Below are 16170 nucleotides of genomic sequence, written 5' to 3' on the forward strand. Positions count from 1 at the left end.
ACCGTTTTATAATTCTCGTTCATCACCCATACCGGGATTTAATTTCTTATAAAACAACATAACAGTATACAGCAGGCCGATGTTTTGCATTAGCCCTAATTTGTATATTTTATGTTTTTTCATGACCCTTAGCAATGCCAATCTGCCTGTACGATAAGCTTTCAGATAGCTTTCAAGCATGAGTTTTTTATCATCAGTAAGTTTACCGTCAAAAATATGCAAGAATTTTTCCAGCATGGTGATCTGGCTTCTAAAGGCAGTTAATTGTCGTTTAAACCCGGTAGTGAAGCGCACTATTCTTTTCTTAAAACCGGCACCCTGTGCGGTGACGTTGAGTTCATGCTGACGGTACCTGATCAGTTTTTCAGAGATATAAACGGCCCGGCCAAGTGCGGTAGCAGTAAGGCTTATCCAGTAATCGTGATTTTGTGCTTCCGTCGGGATATGATCTATTGCTGTGATAAGCGGTTTATTGATCATCATGGTACACCCGAACGCGTAATTTTGAGCGATGGTATGGTTGAAATCCATCCGGGGCATAAGCCGGATTTGCTCGTCTAAAAAACCGCCGGACGATGTCATTAATTCCAGGTTTCCGTACACCATAATTGGCACTGTGGGGTATTGTATTTCTGCCTCTTGCATCGTGGCAAGTGTTTTTTCTATTTTTTCAGGTAGCCAGATATCGTCCTGATCACAAAACATGATATATCGTGTGTCATTACTCTTAGCGGCCATATCATATAAGGCCGCGAAATTGGAACGGGCGCCTTTTATGGATGTGTGGTTAATTTGTAATGAAATATTGGTATGCCGGTGAGTATAACCGGTAGCGATCGCTATCGTATTGTCGGCTGAACCATCGTCTCTGATCATTAACTTCCAGTTAGTATAAGTTTGTCGCAGCAAACTATCTAACTGCTCCTTTATGTAATGTTCGCCATTATAGGTGGCCATGAGTATCATTATGGTCGGTGTATTCGTCATTTAGATGTTATGGTCAAGTTTAACCAACTTCATAACCAACTTTTTGTTTTTTCATGTTATATAGTGGCACATATAACATGAAAGCCAATATTAAAAAAACAGGAAATATAAGCAGTACATTTTCTATGCCGGTCATGGCTACAGGCGGGTCAGTTTCTATAAAGCATAAATTGATGTATAAAAACATAAACAAAAGTTGTCCTATTACATTCTTTTTTAAGCTGAAGAAAAGTTTGTTGCGCAAAAAACCAAGCGAAAAACCTATTAAAAAAGAAAAGATAATACTGCCGTACATGCCGTAGTAAATATATCCAAATACATTATGCCGCGCGTTCGGACCGGCAATAAGATCAGCATCGGTATAGATGTGAAATAATTGCACACCTAATACTTCCGGCTGATAGTCCCGCGGAACTATTCGTAAGGTGCTGAAGATGTCGCCAAATAGCGCCAAAAAATATTTTGAACCGTTTATGGTTTCGATATTATTATTGGGGTAAGAAAAGTAATAAGTATCGCCAGATGCCACGAGGCGATAAAGGAATATATTTAAACTGTTACCTTCACCGGTATCGCTGCTTTTTAGCTGGGCGAAAATTACAATAAAAGCAAATGATAAACCTCCTGCAATAATATAACGTTCGTACTTCCTGAGATTGAAAAAATACCGTTTCAGTTTTTGGGCATTTAGTATAAGGTAGATAAATAATACAAACCCAAGGCTCATAAATAAGCTTTTACTACCTGATAAGGCAAACGAGAGTAATAAAAATACAGTGTAGACAAACAGGTAAAATTTAAAACCGGCGCCTTTTTTTACTTCGAGTAAAAGATAGACTAGAAGAAATGCCGTTGCAGGCCGTAATACATCCAGTACCCGGCCCAGTATACCAAGTCCGCCACTATCAGCATAAGCACCTAAGCGCGATTCCAGGAACAGGGGTATACCTACTAATTTGTAACTCAGCAATTGTACAAAAATGTACGTAACGGAAGTAAGCATAAAGAGGAGTTTTATCAGCATACTTTCATATTCAAAATATGTTTTTACGTTGGTACCCGACACAATACTATTACGGGTTAAAGGCTTAAAAAAGAACAAACCAATAAAAAAAGCCGCCTGAGTTAACAGGTAACTGATAAAATATTTTAATTCAATACTTTGCGTTGCATATAAAAAAACCACTACTGAAAAGCCGAATACGGAATAAATGAGATTGAAAATCAGCGGATCGAGAAATGAAATATAGTTTTTTTTGAAAAGTATAAAATATAAAAATAGAGATACTGCAAGTATACCCAGATACAGGTAAAGGTTATCATACAACAATAAACCGAAGGTATACCAATCCATTTTATGTTTAGCGTAATTTAAGTCTTATCGTTAAACCGAAATATTTCCAGTACATAAATGACAGCACCCTGTACACAAAGCCATAGTTTTCTTTCACAATGGAAAATACCTCATGAAAGTTTTTCTTGTTACTTGTGGCGCCGTCCAATCCATGGAAGGCAACTACCGGCGCATCGTAAACCTTGAATTCCAGTTTACTTTTGTAATAGACCTGGCATAGGGCGAAATCACAAAAAAAGCGATATTTCAGATCATGCACCAGGTTCTCCGTACGTTTGAAAAATGCACCCTGATGCGGAATGGTGTTCATGATCTTCAACCAGTCGTTCACCTCCGGGTAGTGCGTTACATCCCCGGTTACTTTCACCGGGAAACAAACCACATCAGCGTTAGAGGCCGCCAATTGCTCATGGGGCAAAGTGAAGAGCTTATCGCCTGCTAAAATAAATACAATGTATTTGCCTTTTGCCAATCTCACCCCTTTGTTAAGCGCGTCAGGTATGCCTTTATCCGGTTCACTTAAAAACAGGTCTATTTTATCAGCATATTTTTCTATCACCTGTTGTGTCCCGTCGGTAGAGTTTCCGTCTATGACGAGGTATTCGAAGTTATCAAAAGGTTGATCGATAACACTTTTTATAGTAGTTTCAACAAATGCGGCTGCGTTATAAGTAACGGTAATAATGCTGATCAGGGGTTCTTTCATTGCCTATATAAACTATCATTTTTAATTCCTTGTTTTAACTAAGGAAAAAATAAACTCGTTTTTGAAATAAGTGAACTGAAGTAAAATAAACGTCAGGACATACACCAGCACGTCGGTCATGATAAGCGCTAAACCGCTGATCCAGTTCGACAATATCCAGCGCAACAATACGGCAATACCCAGGCTGATGAGAATATGGATCAATAGAGCACGATCAACAGATAGTTTTATTCTTTTTGATGCTGATATCACTATGTACAGGCAAACCGTGCTTTCGGCGAGTACACAGGCAATGGCGGCGCCTGTGAATTTTAAATAGGGGATGAGCAGAAAATTAAAACACAAACTGACCACTAAACCCAGCAAGGTGGCATGGAGTATTTTGTTTTCCTGGCCTATCGGCATTAAAAATTGCGTGCCGCAAACATTACAGAGGGCTATAATGAAAGGTAATACTGATAAAATACGCAGCGTATTGGCCGCAAAAAGGTATTGTTTTCCTGATATGATGGTTAATATTTCCATGGGAAAGAGCATGCAAAAACAGCAGAATGGTAGGGTAAGTAAAAAAACGATGCTGAGTGATTTGCGCATTATGTTTTGTATAGCGTCCATATCTTTACTTGCGAAATAGCCAGCGATGCGGGGAATCAATACCATTCCCGCACCATTGACAACCATCCAGAATATCCGTACCAGTTTCAGGGGGACATTGTAAAAGCTTACCGTTTCCGGATTGGTGAGCATGCCGAGTATGATCGTGTCCAGGATAGCATAAATACTAACTGAAACATTAATGCTGAACAGGATGAGGAGCGGTTTAAAATGCGTTCGAAATGCCAGACCTTCATTAAAGGGCCGGTAATGTTTTTTAAGATAATTGAAAAGATTAAGCGCAGCATTCAGCACAATCACCATGGTAGATATGGCATAGTAGATCAGGTAATCGTCGCTTTGTTTTACCATAAGCAAAATACTGATCACGCTGATTACCTTAATGATCATAGATCGCCCGGTAATGTAGGTGAAGTTTTCAATGCCCTGGTAAAACCACTCCATTAAAAAGGCGCTGCAGATAATGTTAACGCACGCTACCTTAACCAGGGTGCTATCATTGGTTAAAGAAGGTACAACTGATGGGGCAAATAACAATAAAACCGAAAATGCCAGCGCCAGCGTGATCTGTATAAGCAGCAATTCGGCTACCAGTTTTGATCGCGCCGCAGGTTCATCTTTCACCTTTGATATTTCGCGGATACCATAGTAGGGGATACCTACAGCAGAAAATATGATCAGGTATTGCGATATGGCATCCATAAAGAAATATTTGCCGATACTGCCTGCCGACAATGTGCGGGTAACATAAGGAAAGGTAATGAGCGGGAATACTATTGCCGAAGAAGTAAGCAACAGGTTACTGATCATATTTTTCCGGATGCCCATTATGCGCTGATGCTATGTTCTTTTGTTATGGCAGCAGCCATATCTATACTGCTTTTAATGCAAACATCCATATTATAATATTGCCATTCGCCAAACCGGCCAAGCGTATATATCCCTATATGTTTGAGGTGATTTTTGATGGCTTCAGTGGCACTTTTGTAATGCTCGTCAAAAACCACATAAGCATGACCGGATACATGATAATCTACAGGGCGTATTAAAAACGGATCTTTCCTGCCATTTTCAAGCATCTCGTCATAAGTTTTTTCGCCTACAACTTCAGTGATGGAGTAATTTTTAGCGGGGCTGAAAAAATTGCCGATATGGATGTACCTGTGAAAAAAATTGTCGCTTTCCGGTATGTACGTCCAGGTATTGCGAGTACCCTTCGTTTCCCAAAGCATGGTGGTTACCCTGTTATATTTCAATTTTTGGGCCTGCTCAAGTATTTCATTAGGGGTTCCGCTTATTAATGAAGGTAGTATATTTAAGGGTAATGTAGATATTAATAGGTCATATTCCTTTTCATCGTTAATTACCCACTTTCCGTTTGGCTTTTTAACGATGCTTTCAACCTGGTAGTTTGTCACAATAGTTAATCCCCTGGCCAAGTTGTCGATAAAGGTATTTTGATCATTAGTATTAGGATAATAAAACGAGGCATGAGGCATTTTATCTTCCTCATTGCTGATCAGGCCTTTAAAAAAAGAGTACTTGTCGGGGATAGGCAATTTACCTTCTACCCAACCCGGGCTCATGTCGGCGGGTTTACGATTCCATATTTTTGTGTTATAGGGTATAAAGTACTGTTCGGCAAGGGTATCCCCAAACTTTTTTCTGAACCAATCTTCAAGGTTTTCATAATGGTGATCGTCATCCGCCGCTAAAAAATCCCTGGTGATCGCGATAGCGAGGTCATTGTCAAACTCACTGATCTGTTTAACGGCGTATTCTATTGGATAAGTGAGTTCATTGCCGCTTAATTTTATGGTGGCCCTGCGCTGTATCTTATGCCAATCTTTTTCCGGCAAAATCTCCTTAAATACAAAGTCAAGCACATCATTATATTTCGTATTAAAACAGTGCCCGCCGGTAACATGGTAGGCTATCCCTTCTGCGTTTCTCGTGCGCGCTATTCCCCCATGTACAGGTGCGCGTTCAAGCAGCTCCACATCGTGTTGTTTTCCTAATTGCCGTCCGATACTTAACCCTGAAACGCCTGCTCCTAATACTCCTATTTTCATCTCTTTATTTTGATAACATTATTACTGACCTCAAAAGGCGCAATGCCAGCAAGCCTATTACGGAGAACACGAAAGCCAGCAGACCTCCTATTACGATCGCCTTGAGTTTGCTGAGATGGTTATCGTTCAGCGGAAATACCGGCTGATCAATAAACTGGATAAGGGGTGTTTGCTGCCTAAGTGATATTTTAGATATTTCGAGGTTTTTGATCATTTCGCTGTAAATAGCGGTATTGGCTTGCACATCAACTTGTTTGCGCTGCGATGGTACTTTTAATATAAGCAAAGCAGGGTTGGCGTTTGGCGTAGCGTCTATCCCTGAGGCAACGCCGCTGATGGAAAGATTAAGCATGCGTTTAACACTATCGGCCTGGTGCTGCAATATGCTTACGTTCAGCGCCGCTTTTTTTGTTTTGGTTTGTACATAAAAGTCATTGACGTTTTTTACCAGTTGATCGGTAAATAACTTGGCGAACACTTCATCTTTAGCTGTAAAAGCTACCCGTATAATGCTCAATTTTTTATCGGGTTTGCCTACTTCGAGATTTTTTTTGTTAAGCTTTTCCGTTATATCAGTGATGATGCTGTCCTGTGTTCTGTTGAAGTGTTCCGGATCGCCATTGAAGTTTACCGGGCCAATATGGTCATCCTTCCATTCTTCCATTAATCTATTGGAAGTAATATAACGGTCTACCAATTTTTGTTTTTTACCGTTGATCACCGTTTCAGTAAGCAAGGTTTTTTTCAGCATTAACCGCGACTTATACAGCTCAAGTATGTTATCGCCTTTAAATATGCCGCCGCCACTGCCGCCCAGGTCAATGCCGGCAAGTGAAGCCAAACCTGAATATTGGCCAAGCATACCTTCTTTGTCGCTTTCATCCAGTACAAATGTGCAAACCGCGGTATACTTGGTTTTAATGAAAACAGACCAGGCAAGCCCAAGCAAGGCTCCGATTATAGTGTATAAGAGAATTATAGCAGACTTACTTTTGATGTAAATAACGAGTTGCCGTATCTTTACAAAGATACTCCGCACTGATATTTCATGCGATTCGGGAAGACCGGAGGGGGTGTTTACGGTTTGCATAAAATCAAATATTACCTGCGTAAGCTTATAATTCCGAAAATGATGGCAGCAACAGAAGCCAACCCTGATGTAATACCTAAAATTTCCTGTGTCGTATTGGCTCTTGGCGGTAATTTTTTTGGTACATATATTTCGCTGCCGGGTTTAATAGCTGGTCGGCTGGTAAAAAACAGGAACTTTCGTGTACCGCGTACCGTACCATTGGCATACACCACGTATGCACCGCGCTTTAAAGCAGTAGGCGCAAAGCCTCCCGCATTAATCACGTAATCGTTAAACGACTTGCTTTTTTCAAACACTACGGCGCTCGGGAAGAGAACTTCCCCGTTAACGCGGACGATCTGCTGTTGTTTCGGAACGCGTATCACATCACCATCCTCCAATATCAAATCGGTGATGGATCCCGGTTTTTCCAGTATTTTTTTCAGGTCGATGCCTATGTAATTATTGCGGGTTTGTACATCGGCGGAGTCTTTAAAAGAACTTTGAATGCGTCTTAACCTGTCCGACCTTTCCTGTATAGCCGATGAATCCCGTTTATTCTTATCCACTCCCAAAATAGCGATGTTGGTTCTTTTGAGTGAGCTCCCGTCGGCGTCGGCTGATGCGGTAAGGCTTCCCGCGCGTTTCAATATATCCGATATTTTTTCGTTTTTTGTTTTTAACGTATAATAACCAGGGTATAATACCTCACCTTCTATTTTAACCGTGCGCTGCTTTTCATATCCCGGCAAACTATAAACGGATACTATATCATAAGGGTGAAGTGTAAAGTCAGCATTATTGAGGTCGAGCTTATTATCGAGGTCAACACTGAAAACGATGGCTACATCGCTGTTTAGTGACTTTGGATCGCTGTCCGTTTTGCGTTGTGCTACTTCTATCCGTTTGGCGCTGGCTCCCTCGGTAAATCCACCGGATTGCACAATCAGATCGGCCACCTTCATTCCTTCGGCAAAAGGAAATGCGCCAGGTTTCCTCACTTCGCCTTTGATGGTCACATTGTATTTGTCGCGAAGATCAAACAAGGAGGTGATAGCTACGCTATCCTCTCTTTGCAAGGGTATGTCGGCAGCGCTTTTGTTAAGTATCGCTTTTATATCAAAAGAGATGAGTTCCTTTGAGTTGTCTTGTTTCAGGCGGGTGATGCTTCCGCGACCGGTGAACGCATCTTCTTTCAGCCCGGCTGCTTTTTCAATTAAACGCGATAGGGTTAGGCCTTTTTCCAGCTCATACATACCTGGCCTGAAAACTGCTCCGCTAATGCTTACCTGGTTTTCATATCTGTCCAAGATACGGTCAACTATATACTTATCTCCCCTCAACGGGATGTAGTTTTTATAATCGGCTTCGTACACATCTGTTATTTTGCGTTGTTGGTCACTTATCTGCAGTACTTTTACACGGTTGGTGTAGGCCACATCAGAAAAACCACCTGCAAAACCAAGCACATTCTGCAAGGTTTCTCCCGGTAAAACTTCAAATATGGCGGGCGTTTTTATTTCACCAGCTAATTCTACATGTGTGCGGTAAGTAGGCACCCTGATAATGTCCTGATCCTGCAAGCCGATATTGTTGATCTGGTCGCCTTTCAGAAGAAAATCATAAATATCTAGTGTCCTGATCAGTTTGTTATTTCGTATGATCTCGATTTGCCTGAAACTACCGTTATTATTGGGGCCGCCTGCTGAATACAGCGCGTTAAATGCTGTCGCGAGGGAAGGAAGGGTATAAGTACCGGGTTTATTTATCTGGCCTACCAATATCACTTTGATGCTTCGTATATTTCCTAAACTGACTTGTACGGTAGTACCACGGCCAACAGCGTAATTGCCTGCCGCAAGTTTACTTTTTATATTTGCGGTTGCCTGCTCAATTGACTTCCCGGCAACGTTGAGTAAGCCTATGCCCGGGATATTGATGTTCCCTTCCGGCGAAACATCAAGTTTCCAGTTGGCTAAAGAGTTGCCGTAAACGTTGATGTTCAGCTGATCGTCAGGGCCGATGATATAGTTTTTGGGTGTGGCTAATTTGAGGTTCGGGGCAAAGGTGAGATTCGAGTTTTTAAATAGATCCGATCCGAAGACCTTAGGAAAGATTTTATCGAACAGATCCGGTTTGATACGGCTCGCAGAATCAGGCTCCGGTATGAAGCTTAGTTTTCTTTTAGAGGGTATCGAGTCGGCGGTTTCTGTAAGGTTATTTTTACTGTCAGTGTTTTGCTCCTGTCCGTTCTTTAATGAACGGATACGTGCCGTTAACTTTACCGCTTCTGTAGCGGGCAGACCTTTACGCTCTGCAATTTGTACGAGCTGCGCATCTGACAAGTTTGAGGCGTTGGCTTGCTGTATCAACTGCCTGATCTGTCCGTCAGAAAGATTATCTACATTGATGTTACTGAGATCGTCCGGTATTTGCTGCGCGTAGGTAGATAATGAATATATAAGGATGAGGAAAAGCGTAAAAAGAAAAAAAGCAGGTCTAAGTTTTATCATAGTTAAATGAGCGTAATTTTAAATCGCCTTAATGGATGTGCATTGTATATCCAAATGGGTATTTGTTATGTACAAATAATGGCTAAAAATGTTTGTCAGGAATCCGGAAATCAAAAGATAGAAGCACCTGTATGGCAGACACAATAGTTCATTTAACCATTAACCACCTCGCCGCCATTTACGTGGATCACCTGCCCGGTAATAAAAGATGCGTCATCAGAGGCCAAAAACACATACGCTGGCGCTACTTCAGAAGGCTGTCCTGCTCTTTTCATCGCCGTTTCCTCACCAAAAGATTTGATCTTCTCCGTATCGAAAGTAGCGACGATCAAGGGTGTCCATACAGGTCCCGGGGCCACCGCATTTACCCTTATATTCCGTTGGACGATGTTTGTAGCCAATGAGCGTGTAAAAGAAGTAATGGCTCCTTTCGTTGACGAGTAGTCGACAAGATTCGGCGAGGATCTGTAAGCGGTAACCGAAGTAGTATTGATAATACTATCACCCTCTTTTAAATATTCAAGCGCTTCATTGGCAAAATGAAAGTAAGCATATATATTAGTCCGGAAGGTATCGTCAAGCTGCTTTTCGTCGATAGCTTTAGGATCTTTCTGCGGCACTTGCATACCGGCATTATTAACGAGGATATTTAGCGCGCCGAGTTTCTCTGCTGTCTCTTGTACTGCTTTTTTACAGAATTTGCTTTTTTTGACATCTCCTTTGATCACGAGGCACTTTACACCTTCAGCAATTATCAGGGCTTCTGTTTCTTTTGCGTCGATATCTTCATCAAGGTAAACAAAGGCGATATCCGCCCCTTCACGGGCAAAGTGTATACACACTGCACGCCCAATGCCACTGTCTCCGCCGGTAACGAGGGCTACTTTTCCTTTAAGCTTCCCCGAACCAAGATACCCGGTTTTAATATATTCCGGCGCGGGATCCATTTTCGCCTCAATGCCTGGTTGACGGTTTTGTTTTTTTGCTTTCTTGGCCATGTGTGCGTTTTTTAGTTAATATTTCAATTTGTGTACCAAAAAACAAATCGGAAGAACTTATTTGCCGCCAAAAGTATCCGGTGCTTCGTACGATCACGATCAAGCCAGCTGAAGAGCACCGCTAACCAGGCAAGTTCCGATAATTGCATCCTTAGCCTGAAATTTTTAATTATCCGGTAATCCAATGTTTACGTAAATACCGCTGGCATCTGTAACGTTTAAGTGGAAGCCAAAACAGGAAGATCTTCATTAAAAAGTTTCTCGGAATTCTGTAAAAGTCGAGATGATTGGCACCACACGAACAGTTTTTACCGGCAGAATTGGAAGTAGTTGACGCGCCTATCATAAACTAACGGTTTTAGTGTTATAAAAAAAATCTCCGTAATTCCGGTTTATGATACATTGGTTATATTCTAACGCATATTGCCTGGTTTTGTTGATGTTATTTAAAAAAGTTGCAATTGATAATTACATCATATTTTACATCCGCGAATTCATTGGAACAATAATTGAATATCAATGCAAATTCAATTGAGATGCCATGGCAAAGAAAACTAAAAAGGATCCCTGCTGGTCGGGTTACCATAAAGAAGGGACTAAAAAGAAGGACGGAAAAACTGTCCCTAATTGTGTAAAAGCGTCTGATAAAAAGGATTGATGGTGGATAGAGAACAGCTCAGGGACTGGGTTAGGGAACAGCATGCGGGGCAGTTGATCAAATATACCGACAACCCCTATTTTGAACACCTCGAATATGTGGCAGAGAAAGCGGAGAACAAGGCCTTACTTGCATATGAAATAGGTTTGTGCCACGATCTTTTTGAAGAAACTAAGATTAGCGCGGGTCAATTGATGGTTGTACTTACAAGCTTTGGATATGGTGAGGCAGAAGTGGTTCATATTACAGATAGCGTTACTGAACTTACTGATAAGTTTACTAAAAAGGCCTACCCCAATCTAAGTAAAATAGAACGGAAACGGAGGGAGGCAGAGCGGCTGATCCATATCAGTCCCGATGCGCAAACCGTCAAATATGGCGATCTTATCTACAATATCAATTGGGTATTGCAGTATGAAAGCACCAGGAAAAAAGAAAAGTATCTGCGGAAAAAGCAAGCGCTTTTAGGCAAGATGACCAAGGGTGATCCCGGGCTGAGATATGAGGCTTTAGAACTTATCCGCCAGGCAGAAAATGTCAATTCAGTTTAGTGATAGTATAATTAACAGCGTTAATTATACCACAATTACTTTTAAAAAAGCGGCGATAAATTAGAGCAGCTTTTCGCAATGCAGTCGTAACCGAAAGCGAATGGTATTTTTGAAACAATGATGTATGACTGATCCCACTTTTTACGCCGGTACCAGCGGCTTGCAGTCGCCAATACCCAAGCGTGACTTTCCGCCTGCGTTTGCGGACAAGAGCCGACTGACCTATTATTCCTCCTTGTTCAATTCCGTTGAGATCAATAGCTCCTTTTATAAGTTGCCCATTGCTAAAACACTGGCCCGCTGGGCAGAAGAAGTACCTGAGGATTTTCGCTTTACATTCAAATTGTGGAAGGAGATCACGCACAATAAGAATCTGGTATTTCCAAGCCCTGACATAGCAACGTTTATAGAACGTATTAATAGCGTTGGTGCTAAAAAAGGCGCTTTGCTCGTTCAGTTCCCGCCAAGCCTGACTAAGGCCGTGATGCCACAATTGGTAGATCTGCTAAGTTCAATCAAGGAGAGTGATCAGACAGAAGCCTGGCCTATCGCTGTAGAGTTCAGACACAGATCTTGGTATGAAGAAACAACCTATGAATTGCTCAACAGCTTTGGTGCAACCATGGTGATCCATGATCTGCCGGCCTCAGCCGCACCTATGCAGTCAACGGAAGCAAACCACATTTACTTTCGCTTTCATGGGCCTAACGGTGATTACCGAGGCAGTTATGACGACGATTTTTTGGCTGAATACGCCAGCTATATCAGGGAGTTTCAGGAAGAGGGGAAAACGGTGTATGCGTACTTCAACAACACGGTGGGCAATGCCCTTGGCAATCTTAGCACATTAATCGATGAACTCAACTGCGGCTGATTAGATCAACGACTTGTTTTTGCATCGTAGTTTGTTAATAATACTGTGATTCCGGCTAACGCGGTAAAGGCAATATTGAAGATCAATGAACTACGGTTCCTGCGAACGCGTTTATAAAACGTCTGCAGCGCAAACTGCGCTATATTAAATGGATCAATACGACCATGGGTTTCCATGGGGATGATGCCTTTGAGCGAGAGGGGTTGTTTGGTAAGGGCCACATACGGAAGCAACACTGCCGCTTCAGCTATATAAAGCCTCCTTGCCTTTTTATGGAATTTTAATAAGGAAGGAACGACAAGCAGTGCGCCAACCAACACATAATCAATCATCGCGTGTGCCTTCGGCGAAATAGGTTTATGAATAATCATATATTTAAATTAACTGGCAAGTCGTTTTTCGGACTGGTAGGCGTTTTCAATCCGGAACAGCGCTTCCGTGCTGACTGGTTTACTTAAAAAGCCTTTCACGAAATCATACTCATCAACCAGCGCCTTGTCTGTGGGATCTATGGAGGAACTGAGGATATAGACATCCGGCTGTTTGTGGAGCGAGGTATACAGTATTTCCAAATGCCGCAAAAATTCGCGACCGCTGAACGGCATATTCAGATCCAGAAATATCAGATTCGGCAGCACAGCAGGTTCATCATGAAATTCTTCCAGAAAGGAAATAATGGGCCCGCCGTTAAAAGTGAAAATCGCATCCCGGAAAATATCAAAACGTTCCAGTGTTTTTTTCATGATCAAATGGTCGACAGGATTGTCGTCAACTACTATAACTTGGCACATAATAAAGCTGATTAGATGTGGCTTATTTTGAGCAATTCTTATGCCATTTCGAGCTGATCATTAAGATGTTATCAAAACCTTTTTCAAATATGGTGCGGTCCGGCTTGCTTTACTCGTAACTATAGTCAACGGTGTACCTTCAGCCACAATCTTCCCGCCTTCTTCACCTGCACCAGGGCCGATGTCGATCACCCAATCGCTGGCTGCGATCACCTGCATATCATGTTCCACCAGGATGACGGTGTTGCCCGCATCCACCAAGCGGTTGAGCTGGAGCATCAGCCGTTCCACATCCGAAGGATGCAGCCCCGTTGTTGGTTCATCCAGTATATACAGTGTCTGCCCGTGTTGCGCGCGCTGCAGTTCGGTCGCCAGTTTGATTCGCTGCGCCTCTCCGCCGGAGAGCTCAGTGGCCGGCTGGCCCAAACGCAGGTAACCCAACCCGACCTCACTTACGATTTCCAATGCACGGCTGACAGACGGATCTTCATCAAAAAACAGGGCAGCCTCATCCACCGTCATACCCAATACCTCGGCAATATTCTTGTCCTTGTACGTGATCGCCAGTGTCTGCGGGTTATACCGGGTGCCGCCGCAGGTCGGGCAGGGGGTATATACGCTCGGCAGAAACAATAGTTCAACCATCACAAAACCTTCGCCTTCGCAATGCGGGCAGCGACCTTTGGCTACGTTAAAAGAAAAACGCCCGGCATCATATTTTTTGGTTTTCGCTGCTTTGGTAGAAGCGAACAGTTTGCGGACATGGTCAAACAGCCCCGTATAAGTAGCCAGGTTGGACCTCGGTGTACGGCCAATAGGCTTTTGATCAACGACGACCATGCGTTTAACGTGTTTCATACCGGCAGTGATCCGCCCCCCAAGTGTAACCACTTCTGTTTGCTCCAGCGGATCGGTTTCGGTCTCCTCCGCGATATCGATTTTCAAACTTAACTGCCCCGCAACCAGTTCGACCAGCACCTGGCTGACCAGCGAACTTTTCCCCGAACCGGAAACCCCGGTAACGCTGGTCATTACGCCCAGCGGGAAAGCCGCTGATAAGTTGACTAAATTGTTTCTGGTAACATCCTCCAGTTTCAGCCAGTCCTTTGGTTCGCGGGCTTTCGGCTGCGTGGCGGCAACTGATTCATAAATATACCGTCGTGTAACAGATGCTTCAATATTTTTCAATCCGGCAGGTAGGCCGCTATATAAAATATGCCCGCCTTTTTCGCCCGCTGCCGGGCCGACATCTACGATCCAGTCGGCATGTCGGATCACATCTATTTCATGCTCGACAACAAACAAGGAGTTGCCCGATGCTTTCAATTTTTCCAACGCCCTTAATAAGGCTTCTGTATCTGCCGGATGCAAACCTGCTGAGGGTTCGTCTAACACATAAACAACACCGAATAAATTCGAGCGGACTTGTGTCGCCAACCGCAGGCGCTGCAATTCGCCGGGCGAAAGGGTAGGCGTGCTACGCTCTAAAGTCAGGTAGCCCAAGCCAAGATCCAGCATGACCTGCAGCCGCCCCAAAAAGTCTTCCGCGATCCGCTGTGCGAGACGACCTTTTCCGGATGAGCAGTTGCTATCTTCATTAATGCAGGTGCATCACTCAGGGCGTAGGGCTGAAAGATGCCCGCCAGCTTGTTCAATGCCAATCTGGACAAATCAGCAATATCATAGCCCGCAAATTTGACGGACAAGGATTCCCGCCGCAAACGTTTGCCTTTACATAAGGGGCACTCACTGCTCAGCATGAATTGCGCTACGCGTTTTTTCATCAGCTGGCTTTGGGTATGGGCGAAGGTATGCTGCACATAACGCCGGGCACCCGTGAACGTGCCCATGTAATCGGGCTGGCGTTTGTTTTTAATAAAGCGCTGTATCTCTTTATGTGTATAGCCGGAGTAAACCGGTACCACCGGCTGTTCATCGGTAAACAAAATCCAGTCGCGGTCTTTTTTAGGCAGTTCTTTCCAGGGCGTATCAATGCTGATACCCATGGTGGTCAAAATATCCCGTTGGTTCTGTCCCTGCCAGGCAGATGGCCAGGCGGCAATGGCTTTCTCCCGTATGGTCAACGTATCATCCGGCACCATTGTCTTTTCAGTTACCTCGTAGACCCGCCCCAGGCCATGACATTCAGGGCAGGCGCCTTCCGGGGTATTGGGTGAAAAGGCCTCTGCGTATATAGTTCCCTGGCCGGCGGGATAATCACCTGCCCTTGAATAGAGCATTCGTAGCAAATTGGCTAATGTGGTCACGCTACCGACAGACGATCGCGTACTGGCACCGCCGCGCTGTTGCTGCAAGGCTACCGCCGGCGGCAACCCTTCGATCTCATCGACCTCGGGCACGGGCATCTGGTTGAATAGCCGGCGGGCATAGGGTGAAACAGATTCCAGGTAACGACGCTGCGCCTCGGCATACAACGTATCAAAAGCCAATGAAGATTTTCCTGATCCGGAAATACCGGTGAACACCACCAATGCGTCCCGCGGAATATCCAGGCTGACGTTTTTTAAATTGTGTTCCCGCGCGCCGCGGACTTTTACAAAGCCGTCGAATTGTTTCTTTTTATTCATCATGTTTAAGACAACAACGCAGCTGCCTTGTTTGACAATATTTTCTCAAACGGAAACAACCAATAGTTTTAAATGTTAATTAGAAATTAAAACGCTTCCTGCAGATACCATCCCCTTCATTCATCAATCATTATTATGAAAAACGAAACCGGTACCGAACCAAAGTTCGCCACCAAAACTACCGCCACGGCGGAACCCGCTTTACTGGAGCTGTTCAAGGACGGCATTATGGACATTTACTGGGCCGAAAACCATTTGGTAAAAGGTCTTCCAAAAATGATCAAAGCGGCCACGTCTGCTAAATTAAGCAGCGCCATCGAAGCCCATTTGGAACAAACTAAAAATCACGTCAGCCGCCTGGAAAAAGTATTTGAACTGCTGGGCGAAAAAC

15 protein-coding genes are annotated in these 16170 nt (G+C 43.5%); 3 read left to right on the top strand and 12 right to left on the bottom strand.

The window, feature by feature from the left end; genetic code table 11:
* Nucleotides 1-6: 6 nt before the first annotated feature.
* The 8 genes from ABD894_RS15620 to ABD894_RS15655 form a co-directional block, all read right to left on the bottom strand.
* On the bottom strand, nt 7-987 hold the full coding sequence (locus ABD894_RS15620; protein ID WP_345211995.1) for a glycosyltransferase family 2 protein: 981 nt from the start codon (nt 985-987) through the stop codon (nt 7-9).
* A 19-nt stretch (nt 988-1006) separates the two neighbouring features.
* Nucleotides 1007-2341, bottom strand: a complete 1335-nt coding sequence (locus tag ABD894_RS15625; protein WP_345211996.1) for an O-antigen polymerase — start codon at nt 2339-2341, stop codon at nt 1007-1009.
* 7 nt (nt 2342-2348) lie between these two features.
* The gene (locus ABD894_RS15630) at nt 2349-3047 is read right to left on the bottom strand and encodes a glycosyltransferase (protein ID WP_345211997.1); all 699 of its coding nucleotides are present in this window, start codon (nt 3045-3047) and stop codon (nt 2349-2351) included.
* A 21-nt stretch (nt 3048-3068) separates the two neighbouring features.
* Complete coding sequence (locus ABD894_RS15635) at nt 3069-4490, bottom strand: flippase (RefSeq protein WP_345211998.1); 1422 nt, start codon at nt 4488-4490, stop codon at nt 3069-3071.
* Complete coding sequence (locus ABD894_RS15640; protein WP_345211999.1) at nt 4490-5734, bottom strand: protoporphyrinogen/coproporphyrinogen oxidase; 1245 nt, start codon at nt 5732-5734, stop codon at nt 4490-4492. Before ABD894_RS15640 ends, ABD894_RS15635 begins: the two co-directional genes overlap by 1 nt.
* A 4-nt stretch (nt 5735-5738) precedes the next feature.
* The gene (locus tag ABD894_RS15645; RefSeq protein WP_345212000.1) at nt 5739-6683 is read right to left on the bottom strand and encodes a GumC domain-containing protein; all 945 of its coding nucleotides are present in this window, start codon (nt 6681-6683) and stop codon (nt 5739-5741) included.
* 152 nt (nt 6684-6835) lie between these two features.
* Complete coding sequence (locus tag ABD894_RS15650) at nt 6836-9319, bottom strand: SLBB domain-containing protein (protein ID WP_345212001.1); 2484 nt, start codon at nt 9317-9319, stop codon at nt 6836-6838.
* A gap of 152 nt (nt 9320-9471) precedes the next feature.
* Nucleotides 9472-10317 carry an SDR family oxidoreductase gene (locus ABD894_RS15655; RefSeq protein ID WP_345212002.1) on the bottom strand — a complete coding sequence of 282 codons (846 nt, stop codon included), beginning with the start codon at nt 10315-10317 and terminating at the stop codon, nt 9472-9474.
* A gap of 657 nt (nt 10318-10974) precedes the next feature.
* On the opposite strand from ABD894_RS15655, the gene ABD894_RS15660 reads away from it, so the two are divergent.
* Both ABD894_RS15660 and ABD894_RS15665 read left to right on the top strand, forming a co-directional pair.
* The gene (locus ABD894_RS15660; protein ID WP_345212003.1) at nt 10975-11526 is read left to right on the top strand and encodes a hypothetical protein; all 552 of its coding nucleotides are present in this window, start codon (nt 10975-10977) and stop codon (nt 11524-11526) included.
* A gap of 124 nt (nt 11527-11650) precedes the next feature.
* A complete protein-coding gene (locus tag ABD894_RS15665) occupies nt 11651-12400 on the top strand; it encodes a DUF72 domain-containing protein (RefSeq protein WP_345212004.1) in 750 nt (249 codons plus the stop codon).
* Between the two features lie 5 nt (nt 12401-12405).
* Here ABD894_RS15665 and ABD894_RS15670 read toward each other — a convergent pair whose 3' ends face one another.
* From ABD894_RS15670 to ABD894_RS15685, 4 genes are all read right to left on the bottom strand, one after another.
* Nucleotides 12406-12771, bottom strand: coding sequence for a hypothetical protein (locus ABD894_RS15670; protein ID WP_345212005.1), 366 nt, complete (start codon nt 12769-12771; stop codon nt 12406-12408).
* Nucleotides 12772-12780: 9 nt separating this feature from the next.
* Entirely contained in the window at nt 12781-13143 is a 363-nt protein-coding gene (locus ABD894_RS15675; RefSeq protein WP_345212006.1) for a response regulator, read from the bottom strand.
* Between the two features lie 108 nt (nt 13144-13251).
* Nucleotides 13252-14709 (bottom strand): AAA family ATPase, encoded by a 1458-nt coding sequence (locus ABD894_RS15680; protein ID WP_345212007.1) that lies wholly within the window; start codon nt 14707-14709, stop codon nt 13252-13254.
* Entirely contained in the window at nt 14682-15782 is a 1101-nt protein-coding gene (locus ABD894_RS15685) for an excinuclease ABC subunit UvrA (RefSeq protein ID WP_345212008.1), read from the bottom strand. Before ABD894_RS15685 ends, ABD894_RS15680 begins: the two co-directional genes overlap by 28 nt.
* Before the next feature lie 132 nt (nt 15783-15914).
* On the opposite strand from ABD894_RS15685, the gene ABD894_RS15690 reads away from it, so the two are divergent.
* On the top strand, nt 15915-16170 hold a 256-nt coding region (locus ABD894_RS15690; protein WP_345211110.1), incomplete at its 3' end, for a DUF892 family protein.

It is taken from the genome of Mucilaginibacter gynuensis (assembly GCF_039541195.1).
Lineage (GTDB): Bacteria > Bacteroidota > Bacteroidia > Sphingobacteriales > Sphingobacteriaceae > Mucilaginibacter > Mucilaginibacter gynuensis.